This window comes from Vibrio chemaguriensis, from assembly GCF_012275705.1.
Classification (GTDB): domain Bacteria; phylum Pseudomonadota; class Gammaproteobacteria; order Enterobacterales; family Vibrionaceae; genus Vibrio; species Vibrio diabolicus.
Window position 1 is genome coordinate 235,981 of record NZ_SHOE01000001.1, and the last position, 12,073, is coordinate 248,053.

At 45.6% G+C, this 12,073-nt stretch carries 15 protein-coding genes; 9 read left to right on the forward strand and 6 right to left on the reverse strand.

Features of this window, described 5'->3' with window-relative positions:
* The first annotated feature begins 56 nt into the window (after window positions 1-56).
* Both dapA and bamC read left to right on the forward strand, forming a co-directional pair.
* On the forward strand, window positions 57-935 hold the full coding sequence (gene dapA, locus EX191_RS01065) for a 4-hydroxy-tetrahydrodipicolinate synthase (protein ID WP_176320057.1): 879 nt from the start codon (window positions 57-59) through the stop codon (window positions 933-935).
* An 80-nt stretch (window positions 936-1,015) separates the two neighbouring features.
* The gene (gene bamC / locus EX191_RS01070; RefSeq protein ID WP_006741687.1) at window positions 1,016-2,035 is read left to right on the forward strand and encodes an outer membrane protein assembly factor BamC; all 1,020 of its coding nucleotides are present in this window, start codon (window positions 1,016-1,018) and stop codon (window positions 2,033-2,035) included.
* 106 nt (window positions 2,036-2,141) lie between these two features.
* Here bamC and EX191_RS01075 read toward each other — a convergent pair whose 3' ends face one another.
* The 4 genes from EX191_RS01075 to EX191_RS01090 are packed head-to-tail and all read right to left on the reverse strand — an operon-like array spanning window position 2,142 to window position 4,560.
* A complete protein-coding gene (locus tag EX191_RS01075; protein ID WP_012841517.1) occupies window positions 2,142-2,345 on the reverse strand; it encodes a DUF2897 family protein in 204 nt (67 codons plus the stop codon).
* The gene (locus EX191_RS01080; RefSeq protein ID WP_193446994.1) at window positions 2,342-3,040 is read right to left on the reverse strand and encodes a M15 family metallopeptidase; all 699 of its coding nucleotides are present in this window, start codon (window positions 3,038-3,040) and stop codon (window positions 2,342-2,344) included. Before EX191_RS01080 ends, EX191_RS01075 begins: the two co-directional genes overlap by 4 nt.
* Window positions 3,041-3,054: 14 nt before the next feature.
* A complete protein-coding gene (dapE, locus tag EX191_RS01085) occupies window positions 3,055-4,191 on the reverse strand; it encodes a succinyl-diaminopimelate desuccinylase (protein WP_193446995.1) in 1,137 nt (378 codons plus the stop codon).
* Window positions 4,192-4,209: 18 nt separating this feature from the next.
* Window positions 4,210-4,560: an ArsC family reductase gene (locus tag EX191_RS01090; protein WP_048625863.1), complete on the reverse strand. Its 351-nt coding sequence runs from the start codon at window positions 4,558-4,560 to the stop codon at window positions 4,210-4,212.
* 292 nt (window positions 4,561-4,852) lie between these two features.
* On the opposite strand from EX191_RS01090, the gene EX191_RS01095 reads away from it, so the two are divergent.
* Window positions 4,853-5,140: a winged helix-turn-helix domain-containing protein gene (locus EX191_RS01095; RefSeq protein WP_005380433.1), complete on the forward strand. Its 288-nt coding sequence runs from the start codon at window positions 4,853-4,855 to the stop codon at window positions 5,138-5,140.
* 34 nt (window positions 5,141-5,174) lie between these two features.
* On the opposite strand, the gene EX191_RS01100 is transcribed toward EX191_RS01095, so the two are convergent.
* Entirely contained in the window at window positions 5,175-5,507 is a 333-nt protein-coding gene (locus EX191_RS01100) for a DUF4156 domain-containing protein (protein WP_193446996.1), read from the reverse strand.
* A 3-nt stretch (window positions 5,508-5,510) separates the two neighbouring features.
* Entirely contained in the window at window positions 5,511-5,864 is a 354-nt protein-coding gene (locus tag EX191_RS01105; protein WP_193446997.1) for a DUF2956 domain-containing protein, read from the reverse strand.
* 144 nt (window positions 5,865-6,008) lie between these two features.
* Here EX191_RS01105 and EX191_RS01110 point away from each other — a divergent pair, with 144 nt between their 5' ends.
* From EX191_RS01110 to flaG, 6 genes are all read left to right on the forward strand, one after another.
* Complete coding sequence (locus EX191_RS01110) at window positions 6,009-6,494, forward strand: DUF2919 domain-containing protein (RefSeq protein ID WP_012841521.1); 486 nt, start codon at window positions 6,009-6,011, stop codon at window positions 6,492-6,494.
* A 45-nt stretch (window positions 6,495-6,539) separates the two neighbouring features.
* Window positions 6,540-7,442, forward strand: coding sequence for a Dyp-type peroxidase (locus tag EX191_RS01115; RefSeq protein WP_104970834.1), 903 nt, complete (start codon window positions 6,540-6,542; stop codon window positions 7,440-7,442).
* A 149-nt stretch (window positions 7,443-7,591) separates the two neighbouring features.
* Window positions 7,592-8,725, forward strand: a complete 1,134-nt coding sequence (locus EX191_RS01120) for a flagellin (protein ID WP_046875529.1) — start codon at window positions 7,592-7,594, stop codon at window positions 8,723-8,725.
* Between the two features lie 263 nt (window positions 8,726-8,988).
* Entirely contained in the window at window positions 8,989-10,122 is a 1,134-nt protein-coding gene (locus EX191_RS01125) for a flagellin (protein ID WP_005393103.1), read from the forward strand.
* A gap of 288 nt (window positions 10,123-10,410) precedes the next feature.
* A complete protein-coding gene (locus tag EX191_RS01130; protein WP_006741693.1) occupies window positions 10,411-11,541 on the forward strand; it encodes a flagellin in 1,131 nt (376 codons plus the stop codon).
* A gap of 92 nt (window positions 11,542-11,633) precedes the next feature.
* Window positions 11,634-12,068, forward strand: coding sequence for a flagellar protein FlaG (gene flaG / locus EX191_RS01135; RefSeq protein ID WP_047008849.1), 435 nt, complete (start codon window positions 11,634-11,636; stop codon window positions 12,066-12,068).
* The last annotated feature ends 5 nt before the right edge of the window (window positions 12,069-12,073 follow it).

Sequence of the window (12,073 nt, forward strand, 5' to 3'; positions counted from 1 at the left end):
TGTTTTTCAATCGCATTACAGTACCATGCAGAAAGAGTTAAATGAGGGAGATAAACATGTTTTCAGGAAGTATCGTAGCGCTGATTACGCCATTCAAAGCAGATGGCGAAGTAGACTTTGACAGTCTGCAAAAGCTAGTAGAGTACCACGTTGAAGCGGGTACAGACGGTATTGTGGCAGTAGGCACAACAGGTGAGTCAGCGACACTGACCATTGAAGAGCATGTAAAGGTCGTTAATAAAACTGTTGAGTTTGCCGACGGTCGCATCCCTGTGATTGCTGGCACGGGTGCAAATGCAACCCATGAGGCAGTAACATTTAGCAAATTACTGGCTGATTCTGGTATTGCTGGCTTCCTGAGTGTGACACCGTATTACAACAAACCAACTCAAGAAGGTTTGTTCTTGCACTACAAGGCAATTGCTGAAGCGAGTGATGTGCCTCTAATTTTATACAACGTACCAGGCCGTACTGCTGTTGATATGCAGCCAGAAACAGTGGCACGCTTGTCAAAGCTTGATAATATCGTGGCTTTAAAAGATGCAACGGGCGATTTGGACCGAATTGCAATTCATCGTGAACTTTGTGGCGAAGATTTTATCTTACTAAGTGGCGATGATGCGACGGGTCTCGATTTTGTGAAACTTGGCGGCAATGGTGTTATCTCGGTAACGAACAATATTGCAGCTAAAGACATGGCAGACATGTTCCATTTGGCAAGTGAAGGTAAGTACGAAGAAGCAGAAGCGATTAACCAACGCTTGATGACTCTACACAAAAACCTTTTCATTGAAGCAAGCCCTATCCCAGTAAAATGGGCAGCGCAAAAGCTTGGTTTGATTGAAGAAGGTGGTTTGCGTCTTCCTTTAACCACACTTTCTGAACAATCGCAGCCGATCGTCGAACAGGCGTTAACCGACGCCGGTATTTATTAAAATTGAGCTATTAAGATTGAGTTACTAGGATTGAAGTTCATACTGGGGGCCAAAGCGCCCTCGGTGTTTTAGGAGTATAGATGAAGCTTTCAAGCCAGTTAGTGTTAAGTTCATTAGCTGTATTCGTATTGACTGCCTGTTCAGGTGGTGCCAATCAACGTCGTCAAGCAAAAGATGACTTCGAGTATTTGAACTCCCCCAATTTGGGTGAGTGGAATGTCCCACAGGGTGCACAGCCTCAGTTTTACCCTAACTATGAGATCCCTCAGGGTAACTATGCTGGTGGTGTAGGTAAAGATGTCGACATTCGTCCACCTCAACAAGTCCTAGAGCTTATTCCTGGTGCACGTCTGGACCGCAGTAGTGATGGTGAAGTGACACTTTGGCTACTTCGTAAAGATGAACTAGATAAAGTTTGGCAAACGGTACAAAACATGGTCGCGGCCAACGAGATTCCAGTTGAAAGCCAAACAGATTCTCGCATCGAGACGGGTTGGGTGACGTGGGATTCGCCAGACGAAGAGCTGGAAATTGGTAGCCGATATGAGATCGTACGTGCTGAAGCAAATGGTCGACACGGCTTTAAAGTGAGTCTTATTGACTGGCGTGAAGGCAATCAAGTGAAAGAAGTAACGGCGACCAACCGTGAGCGCTACAATGTGTTCATGACGAACTTGGTAACCGCTCGCTACGATCAAGAAGTACGTGAAGAAGCACAACGTAAAGCGCAAGAGTTGGTTAAACAGATCCCAATTACAATGGGTAAAGACCGCAGTGGGCTTCCTGTGATTGTCGCGCGTGCGCAATACAACATGCTTTGGCAACGTCTGCCTAATATTCTACCTAAGATGGGCTTTAAGATTGAAGAGCGTAGCCAGTCTCAGGGCACAATCACTGCGAAATATGCGTCTCCGGATGATGAATTCTGGAACGATATCGGCGTTAAACCAGTGGAGTTAGACGCTGGTAAGTACACATTCTTACTTGGCGATTTAGGCAACCGTACGTCTATCAATATTACGGATTCCTCTGGTAAGCCAGTAGAAGAAGAGTTTTTGAAATCACTAGCGCCTGTATTGGCTGCGACGGTGAAGCAGTAACCAAAGCGAACTTAACGCGATACGTTTACACAATAATTGAAAAGGGACCCAGTGGTCCCTTTTTTGATGCTTATATTCGGCGTGTCGGGATAAAGTAGGTGTTTAACTAACGAGGCTCGTCTTTGTTGCTCTCCTCGTCAGCGGAGCGCTGTTTATCCAACGTGTTCAGCTTATCTAAATCGTTCTTACGGCTTTTATCCATCTGACCAAACTTCATTTTTGCGGTGTATTTGAGTGCGGCAATGTTACCAATGACCACGCTCAACACTACAATGATAATGACCCAAGGGTTGGTGAGTATTTCTATCATAGAGCCTCCGGCGGCGTGATATTGTGAATAAATTTGGCAACGACGTTATCCAAATTATTCAGTATGACGTCAATCCCTGCAATGTTGTCGGTCTGATTTTGCTGAATCAACTGGCTTCTGAGTACATCAGGCGTTAATCGCGCGAGGCACTGTTGCCCGACAGTGCGGTGGCTAATGTGCCAAGGCTCAATCGAAACGCCACCTAAATCTTGCTGATAAGGGAAGAAGAAGCCGAATCGACCAAGGTTGGCTTTTAACCATTGGTAGAACGCCTGCTGGTGGCCTTCAATGTACTCCCAAGGTTCCAGCTTGAGTTTGGTGTCAGCAGGCAATAAATTGCGCGCATAGACATCAAAATCACAACCCCAATGATGACGACTTCCTCCAGGCAGTGCCGACCAGCGCAAAATGGCCATCAACTTCTCTTCGTCATTTAACTCTGCTTTGTTTAAAGGGCGGGAGTTGACGTCGAGAATTGGCAACTCACCAGAAAACTTCCCGTTCCAGATCGCTTTTTGGCGGTTGAAGTCACGAAAACCACTGGCGATTTCCATTTTAAAACCTGCTTCTGTTGCCGCTTCAATCATCTTTAGCAGATCGTCAGCCACTTCAGGGTGGAGTAGAAACGCTTTTTGACCCACTAAAGTGGATTCCAGATGAGAATCTGTGGTGCCGGTGAGTTGCTCTGGTGTCATGGTGCTCTCGCTGATTACTTCGCTAACAGGTGTTTCAACGTGTTCTCGTACATGTCAGTCAACTTTTCTAGATCGTCCACTTTCACGCATTCGTTCACTTTATGAATCGTAGCATTAACAGGGCCTAACTCTACGACTTGACCACCCATTCGAGCGATAAAGCGACCATCAGACGTACCGCCAGTTGTAAGTAGGGCTGGCTTCGTATCATTCACGTCGGCAACAGCAGCAACAACTGCATCTAGCAACGCGCCTGTATCGGTCAGGAATGGGTCACCGTTGAATGTCCATTTTAGGTCGTAGTCCAGCTCATGCTTGTCCAATGTTTCGGTAACACGCTGAACAATTGCGTCATTGTTAAGCTCAGTACTAAAACGTAGGTTGAACTGAACATGGAACTCGCCAGGAATGACGTTAGACGCACCAGTGCCAGCCGATACGTTCGGGATCTGGAAGCTGGTTGGTGGGAAATAATCATTTCCTTTGTCCCACTCTGTCGTCGCGAGTTCATGAATCGCGAGTAGAGACTCGTGCACTGGGTTATTGGCTAGGTGAGGATAGGCCACGTGGCCTTGTGTTCCTTTTACCGTTAAATCGCCCGTGATAGAACCGCGACGTCCATTTTTCACCACATCGCCAACTACTTCGGTACTGGATGGTTCACCGACGATACACATGTCGATATTTTCGCCACGTGCCATCAACGTTTCTACAACACGAACGGTACCATTGATAAATGGTCCTTCTTCATCCGACGTAATTAGAAAGCCGATTGAGCCTTTGTGGTCTGGGTTTTCTTCAATGAAGCGTTCGACAGCAACGACCATAGCAGCTAGCGACCCTTTCATGTCCGCTGCACCGCGACCGTGTAGGTAACCATCAATAATAGTTGGTTCAAACGGATGTGTATCCCAGTGCTCCAGTTTGCCAGCAGGTACCACATCGGTGTGGCCAGCGAACGCAAATAGTGGCGCTTCTGAACCACGGCGAGCCCAGAAGTTCGTGGTGTCTTCAAATACCATCACTTCAATTTCAAACCCGAGTGCTTTTAAGCGCTCGATCATCAAATCCTGACAACCTGCGTCTTCCGGCGTTACAGATTGTCTACTGATCAGATCTTTAGCAAGTGCCAATACTGGACTGTCTGTCATCCTTGAGTATTCCTTTATTTAAGAGTTGAAAATGGTAGCGTATTGATCAGCTTTAAAACCGATATGAAGTTGATCATTCACTTTTAAAATTGGGCGCTTGATCATCGCCGGATTTTCTACCAAAAGAGCGATCGCGTTTTCTTCGTTAAGCGTGTCTTTCTGTTCTTGTGTCAGTTGGCGGTAGGTCGTGCCACGTTTGTTGAGCACCTGTTCCCAACCTAAAGCGCGACAAAATTCGCTTACCATAGCTACATCAACGCCTTGCTTACGGTAGTCATGGAAGTCGTAAGTAATATCCTCAGCTTCTAACCATTTTTTGGCTTTTTTGATCGTATCGCAGTTGGGAATACCAAACATGGTAATCGACATAGTGTTTCCTTTTTTCTTTGTTCTATTTTTCACTGGTGCGGTTAAGACGCACTTAAGTGATTTGGGCTGCTATAGCATCCTATCAAGAAGCAATCAAACTGACAAAATGCGGTGGAAAATATTTTCAGATAGATTGAGATAACTGATGTTACGTAACTTATTTACGATGAATGCACTATAAATCGAATAAAAAATCGTCTAAATCAAATGGAAAAGTCGAGTTATTGATCAAACGCAACATCTCGCTGAGCAAAAACGAAATAATGAATCAGCACAATTTTAGGAGGTGTCAATGGAATTGAGTCCTGTTTTTGCAAGGCGGCTATATTTGGCCTTGTTGGTGGAAAACCTAGAAAGGCCGAATGTGCCAAAGTTGATCGAAAAAACGGGGTGGCCTCGTCGTACAATTCAAGATGTACTCAAGGCGTTACCTGGGATCGGCATTGAACTCATATTCGTTCAAGATGGCCGACGTCATAATGACGGCTATTATCAACTTTCAGATTGGGGGCCTTTTGATAGCCAATGGGTTCTAGAGCGGGAGAGAGATATCGCTAGCAGTCTTGGATTTCGTGCATAAGCCAGCAATTGCTGGCTTTTTTCATATTCAGGCGTCATCCATTGCAGCGGTAAGCGGAGCCCAGCACGCTAAATGAGGTGATAAAATCTTGCGGGGAGACCATAAAAACGGTGTCCGCATCGATAGCCGCTGCATTGTTTTTTAAATCATTCATCGCACCTTGCATCATCGCGTCATTGGTCATGAAAATGTAGTTATACCAATGACCCTCGCTTCCGGTGACTTCGCCTTTGTATTTGCATCGATCAGGGTTGAACTGAGCGTCAATGCGAATATGAACATCTTGGCTTTGAGCATGAGTAAGGTGAGAAGGCATCGTGCAACCAGAGAGAAGTACGACAAAAAGTCCAAGTAACAGGCGTCTCATCAGCTATTTCCCCAATACTATGTAAGCAGCAAAGCCAATCCAGCTCAGAGCGAGCAGTATCCAAGGCAGTTTGCTTGATGCATAGTTTGGCGCATCGTCGGTGATGTTGTCTTGTTCGATAGTCTCTTCATGCTGACGTTGCTTTTCACGTTGCTGTTTTTTCTTTGCTTTATCGGCTTGACGATTGCGCTCTTTCTGCTGCTTCTTATATTGAGCGATGCCTTTTTCGATACCTTGAGCGATAAGCTTGGTTTGCTCTTTGGTTTGGCCGGGCTTTTGCGTGGATTTAGCAATTCTCATCGCTTCGGCTTGTGTTTCTTGAGAAGGCACAGGGGTGGCAGGAGTTCTTTTTTTCATGTTTCTCATCAACGTCGCTGTAAATCTTTGTTTAGTTTACCTGTGTAAGGTGCTGAAATGAACTTCAGTTCTCATCTTTGTTGGCTTGCAACTCTGAAACGATAGGTTAAAGTGACGTTTTTATCACATAAAGAAGAAGATGTTGTGCGCTATTCGTTTGACCAATATGACGCCCATGGATTTTTAAAAGCGCCGATTATTTTATGGTTTGGATGGATGTTTCTTGTGCGTTCATGGGTTGTGTTTGCGATGGCAGGCGTAAGTCGTGATAGTGGCAGTAAGCTACTCGCTATTGTTTACCCAGACTCAAGTACGCTGTATTTGGGTTTGGCGATGGGCATTCCAAGCCTGCTTCTCATGTGGTTGATGGGGCTCCGCCACCCCGATAGAGGATGGGTAAACAGAATTACTCGCTATGGTCGAGAGATCACTTTGATCTTGTGCGGTATCCAACTGGCTCAGACCATGTATCATGTGTATCTGGAACATGGTGTATTCAACTGGGCAAACGCCCTTACCATTACCTTATTAGCTTGGTTTATGATCTATCTTCTAAATGGAAGATGGGTAAAAGACTGTTTTCATGTGCCACAATTGGAGCGCAATGAAGAACAGCCTTCGAAGAATTAAAAACAATAACTTCCCACACCGGGGCAAAGTATAGAGGAAACCTCAATGTCACAAGCTCAAACGGCGATCGTGCCAGAAGCAGGGCCATTTGCACTGTACACTCAACTTAAAGTGAACCAAAACCGTGAAAACGTATTGGATAAGCTGAAAGCACTACCAAAGTTAGTGGAAGAGTTAAATATTACTCAGCCAGGCGCGGCGCTGACCCTTTCTATCGCATTCACAAAATCGTTTTGGCAACACCTCAATGTAGACGCGCCAGAAGAGCTTATTGATTTTACTCAACTTGGCGAAGGAGACATCGTAGCGCCTGCAACGGATGTTGATGTGCTGATTCACTGTCACTCTACTCGTCACGACTTGCACTTTTATGTTCTGCGTAAGTTTCTAGAAGAGACGGCACAAGATGTCACCATTGTGGACGAAACGTATGGGTACCGTTACCTTGATGCTCGTGATATGACAGACTTTATTGATGGGACAGAAAACCCGAAAGGGGAGGCTCGCGCTGATGTGGCTCTAGTAAAAGAGGGCCCATTTGCTGGAGGTAGTTATGTCATGGCTCAACGCTTTGAACATAACCTTGCCGCTTGGAATCGCTTGAATGTCAAAGCGCAAGAAAAAGTGATTGGTCGTACCAAACCAGATTCTATCGAGCTAGAAGACGTTCCTGCTGCATCACACGTTGGTCGCGTTGATATTAAAGAAGAAGGAAAAGGTCTCAAGATTGTTCGTCATAGCTTGCCATACGGGACGGTGACAGGGCCTCATGGCCTGCTGTTTATTTCTTACTGCAATACACTTCATAACATTAAAGTGATGCTAGAAAGTATGTACGGCGTGACAGATGGTAAAACAGACCAAATGCTTCGTTTCACAACAGCGGTAACTGGTGCGTACTTCTTCGCGCCTTCGCAAGAAATGCTCGCAGAGCTAGCCATCAAGTAAGTTCTCAGACTTCATTTCTTAAGCCCTCTAATTGGAGGGCTTTTATTTTCTTCTTTTCTATTCCACAGACTTTTTCAAAAAAGACTAAACCTTTCGATTATTTGGTCGATAAGTATCCAAAGCCTTAATTTATTTGGAGTCTGTGTCTCTTGGCTATCACCGTTAATACCAATGTTGCAGCACTTGTCGCACAACGTCATTTGACCAGTGCAACGGATATGCTGAATCAATCCATGGAGCGTTTGTCTTCAGGGAAGCGTATTAACAGCGCAAAGGATGACGCTGCGGGTCTGCAAATCTCCAACCGCTTGCAATCACAAATGCGTGGTTTAGATGTTGCGGTTCGCAACGCGAATGACGGCATTTCCATTATGCAAACTGCGGAAGGCGCGATGAATGAGGTGACTAATATCATGCAACGTATGCGTGATTTGTCGCTACAGTCAGCCAATGGTTCAAACAGCAAAGCGGAACGCACTGCACTGCAAGAAGAAGTGACGGCACTTAACGATGAGCTAAACCGCATTGCCGAAACGACCTCCTTTGGTGGGCGTAAACTGCTCAATGGCAGCTTTGGTAAGTCGGCATTTCAAATCGGTGCAGCGTCAGGTGAAGCTGTGCAAGTTGAATTAAAGTCGATGCGCAGTGATGGCATTGATATGGGCGGCTTTAGTTACATTGCAAACGGACGTGCAAGCTCTGATTGGAAAGTAAAAGACGGTGCGAATGATCTTAGTATGTCATTTACGAATCGTTTTGGTGAGACGGAAACCATTCAAATTAATGCCAAAGCTGGCGATGATATCGAAGAGCTTGCGACTTATATCAATGGTCAAACTGACAAAGTCACGGCATCGGTGAATGAAGAAGGTCAGTTACAGCTATTTATGGCAGGAGAAGAAACTTCAGGCACTTTATCGTTTTCAGGTGACTTAGCGAGTGAACTGGGGTTACAGCTAAAAGGTTACGATGCGGTTGATAACATCGACATTACGTCTGTCGGTGGTGCGCAACAAGCCGTGGCCGTCCTAGATACTGCGATGAAGTACGTTGATAGCCATCGTGCTGAGTTAGGCGCGTATCAAAACCGCTTTAATCACGCGATCAATAATCTGGATAACATCCACGAAAACTTAGCCGCTTCCAACAGTCGTATCCAAGACACTGACTACGCGAAAGAAACCACGCAAATGGTGAAGCAGCAGATCTTGCAGCAGGTCAGTACTTCTATTCTTGCACAAGCAAAACAAGCGCCAAACCTAGCATTAACCTTACTTGGCTAATGATCGACCTCGCTCGAATTTAACGCAAAACCTGCCTGTATCGACAGCTCGAAAAGAAGCTTTAGCGAAAGTTTGACGTTTTTTTGCTTTTTTATCTGCTTCATCACGATTCCTTCTCCAAATGAATTTTTTTCAAAAAAATCCAAAGAATTCCCTAAAGAAATCAGTTTGAGCGCCGTTAATAAAAGTAACTTTGAGAGAACTACTTGGTTTTCCGAGACGTCGGAAACCGCTATACCGGAAAATCAATTGGAGAAATCACCATGGCAGTGAATGTAAACACTAACGTATCAGCGATGACCGCTCAGCGTTACCTAAACAACGCAAACTCAGCTCAACAAACTTCTATGGAGCGTTTGTCTTCGGGTTTCAAAATCAACAGCGCAAAAGATGACGCTGCGGGTCTACAAATCTCGAACCGTTTGAACGTACAAAGCCGTGGCCTGGATGTGGCGGTTCGCAACGCGAACGACGGTATCTCAATTGCACAAACCGCTGAAGGTGCAATGAACGAGACCACTAACATTCTTCAACGTATGCGTGATTTGTCTCTACAATCAGCAAACGGCTCAAACTCGAAATCAGAGCGTGTGGCGATTCAAGAAGAAGTGACCGCGCTAAACGACGAACTAAACCGTATCGCAGAAACCACGTCTTTCGGTGGTAACAAGCTACTAAACGGCACACATGGTGCGAAATCGTTCCAAATCGGTGCGGATAACGGTGAAGCCGTGATGCTTGAGCTAAAAGACATGCGTTCAGACAACAAAATGATGGGCGGTGTGAGCTACCAAGCTGAAAGTGGTAAAGGTAAAGACTGGAACGTTGCTGAAGGTAAGAACGACCTAAAAATCAACTTAACGGACAGCTATGGTCAAGAGCAAGAAATCAACATCAGCGCAAAAGCAGGTGACGATATCGAAGAGCTTGCGACTTACATTAACGGTCAAACTGACCTAGTGAAAGCATCAGTAGACCAAGACGGTAAACTGCAAATCTTTGCTGGCAACAACAAAGTCGAAGGCGAAGTCGAGTTTTCAGGCGGCCTATCTGGCGAGCTAGGTTTGGGCGAAGGTAAAAAAGTAACGGTAGATACTATCGACGTAACCTCAGTTGGTGGCGCACAGGAATCTGTGGCTATCATCGATGCGGCACTGAAATACGTAGACAGCCACCGCGCAGAACTGGGTGCATTCCAGAACCGTTTCAACCATGCAATCAGCAACTTGGACAACATTAACGAGAATGTGAACGCGTCGAAGAGCCGTATCAAAGATACTGACTTCGCGAAAGAAACGACTCAAATGACCAAGTCACAAATTCTATCGCAAGCGTCAAGCTCAATCCTTGCGCAAGCGAAACAAGCGCCAAACTCAGCGCTAAGTCTGCTAGGTTAATTTCAAACCTAAGACGAGAACCTCATTGGCTCGTGGTGAGAGATGAGCGAGTAAACCCAGCTTCGGCTGGGTTTTTTTCTGTCTTTTGGGGACTCAGGATTTCTGCGAATCACGACATTAGAGCTTCATCACATTTCAGTAAGCCAAAGAAAATAATCGCAAAAAATTGAAAATTTCTTCTAAAGGATATTCATCGGTCGCCGTTAAAGGGACTGAGAGAAATGAGATGTACCTAAGTGAGGTGAGAGACACGACGGTACATTCACTAAAGCCTTAAGGAGATCAATTATGGCGATTAACGTTAATACTAACGTTTCTGCGATGACTGCACAGCGTTACCTAAACCAGGCAGCTGACGGTCAACAAAAATCAATGGAGCGTTTGTCTTCGGGTTATAAAATCAATAGCGCGAAAGACGATGCTGCAGGTCTACAGATTTCAAACCGCTTGAATGCACAAAGCCGTGGCCTAGACATGGCGGTGAAAAACGCAAACGACGGTATTTCTATTGCACAGGTTGCTGAAGGTGCAATGAATGAATCTACCAACATCCTACAACGTATGCGTGACCTATCGCTTCAATCTGCGAACGGTTCTAACTCAAAAGCAGAACGTGTTGCGATCCAAGAAGAAGTAACAGCGCTAAATGACGAGCTAAACCGTATTGCTGAAACTACCTCTTTCGGTGGTAACAAGTTGCTGAACGGTACATACGGTACGCAATCTTTCCAAATCGGTGCAGATTCAGGTGAAGCAGTGATGCTTTCTATGGGTAGCTTGCGCTCAGACACTTCTGCAATGGGTGGCAAGAGCTACGCAGCAGAAGAGGGTAAAGATGCATCTTGGACTGTTGGTGAGAAAACTGAGTTCAAAATGAGCTACACCAACAAACAAGGTGAAGAGAAAGAGCTATCGATCAGCGCAAAACAAGGCGACGACATTGAGCAGCTAGCAACGTACATTAACGGTCAAAACGATGATGTAAAAGCGTCTGTTGGTGAAGATGGCAAGCTACAAGTATTTGCTTCTTCTCAAAAAGTTCAAGGTGATGTTGAGTTCTCTGGCAACCTAGCGGACGAGATCGGCTTTGGCGGCCCGAAAGACGTAACAGTGAAAGACATCGACGTAACAACAGTAGCAGGCTCTCAAGAAGCCGTGGCTGTTATCGACGGTGCGCTTAAGTCAGTAGACAGCCAACGCGCGTCACTTGGTGCTTTCCAAAACCGCTTCAACCACGCAATCAGCAACCTAGACAACATTAACGAGAACGTTAATGCGTCTAACAGCCGTATTAAAGATACTGATTACGCGAAAGAAACCACTGCGATGACTAAGTCGCAAATTCTTCAGCAAGCAAGTACTTCAATCCTGGCTCAAGCGAAGCAGTCTCCATCTGCAGCGCTAAGCTTGTTGGGCTAAGTGGTTGACCCAGCCTGAGGTAAACACCTTAGTGCTGGGGCACCAAAGCGATAGATTCTATCGTTAGCCCATAAGGTGGAAGGGAGATTGTAATGGATATATCCTCCTACGCATCGAACATCCAGCCTTACGGCACGCCAAGTGGCACAAAGTTTGCAAATAAAAATGGCAATGATATAGGCACGTCTAGCCCAGCAAATTCAAATGGTGAGGTTTCGCCGCAAAAAGCGAAAGACACCGAATACGACTTCTCTGTTCAAGCAGCGATCGAGATGGCAGAAAGCCGTCAAGAGCTGAACAAAGAAGAACGTGAAAAATTGGTCGCGCAAATGAATGAGTTTGTGACATCCATAAACAAAGGAGTCGCGTTTCGAGTGGATGAGGAATCCGGGAGAGATGTGGTGACGATTTACGAAGCCAAAACGGGCGACGTGATTCGTCAAATTCCTGATGAAGAAATGCTAGTGGTATTGCGTCGCCTAGCTGAGCACACAGCCAACAGCGGGTTGTTGACTGAAAAAGTGTAAGTCGT

Excerpts from the sequence above, each read along its gene's own strand:
- EX191_RS01125 (WP_005393103.1), top strand. The coding sequence starts at position 8,989 with ATGGCAGTGAATGTAAACACTAACGTATCAGCGATGACCGCTCAGCGT.
- dapE (WP_193446995.1), bottom strand. The coding sequence starts at position 4,191 with ATGACAGACAGTCCAGTATTGGCACTTGCTAAAGATCTGATCAGTAGA.
- EX191_RS01080 (WP_193446994.1), bottom strand. The coding sequence starts at position 3,040 with ATGACACCAGAGCAACTCACCGGCACCACAGATTCTCATCTGGAATCC.
- flaG (WP_047008849.1), top strand. The coding sequence starts at position 11,634 with ATGGATATATCCTCCTACGCATCGAACATCCAGCCTTACGGCACGCCA.
- EX191_RS01095 (WP_005380433.1), top strand. The coding sequence starts at position 4,853 with ATGGAATTGAGTCCTGTTTTTGCAAGGCGGCTATATTTGGCCTTGTTG.
- EX191_RS01115 (WP_104970834.1), top strand. The coding sequence starts at position 6,540 with ATGTCACAAGCTCAAACGGCGATCGTGCCAGAAGCAGGGCCATTTGCA.
- EX191_RS01130 (WP_006741693.1), top strand. The coding sequence starts at position 10,411 with ATGGCGATTAACGTTAATACTAACGTTTCTGCGATGACTGCACAGCGT.
- EX191_RS01075 (WP_012841517.1), bottom strand. The coding sequence starts at position 2,345 with ATGATAGAAATACTCACCAACCCTTGGGTCATTATCATTGTAGTGTTG.
- dapA (WP_176320057.1), top strand. The coding sequence starts at position 57 with ATGTTTTCAGGAAGTATCGTAGCGCTGATTACGCCATTCAAAGCAGAT.
- EX191_RS01090 (WP_048625863.1), bottom strand. The coding sequence starts at position 4,560 with ATGTCGATTACCATGTTTGGTATTCCCAACTGCGATACGATCAAAAAA.
- EX191_RS01100 (WP_193446996.1), bottom strand. The coding sequence starts at position 5,507 with ATGAGACGCCTGTTACTTGGACTTTTTGTCGTACTTCTCTCTGGTTGC.
- bamC (WP_006741687.1), top strand. The coding sequence starts at position 1,016 with ATGAAGCTTTCAAGCCAGTTAGTGTTAAGTTCATTAGCTGTATTCGTA.
- EX191_RS01105 (WP_193446997.1), bottom strand. The coding sequence starts at position 5,864 with ATGAAAAAAAGAACTCCTGCCACCCCTGTGCCTTCTCAAGAAACACAA.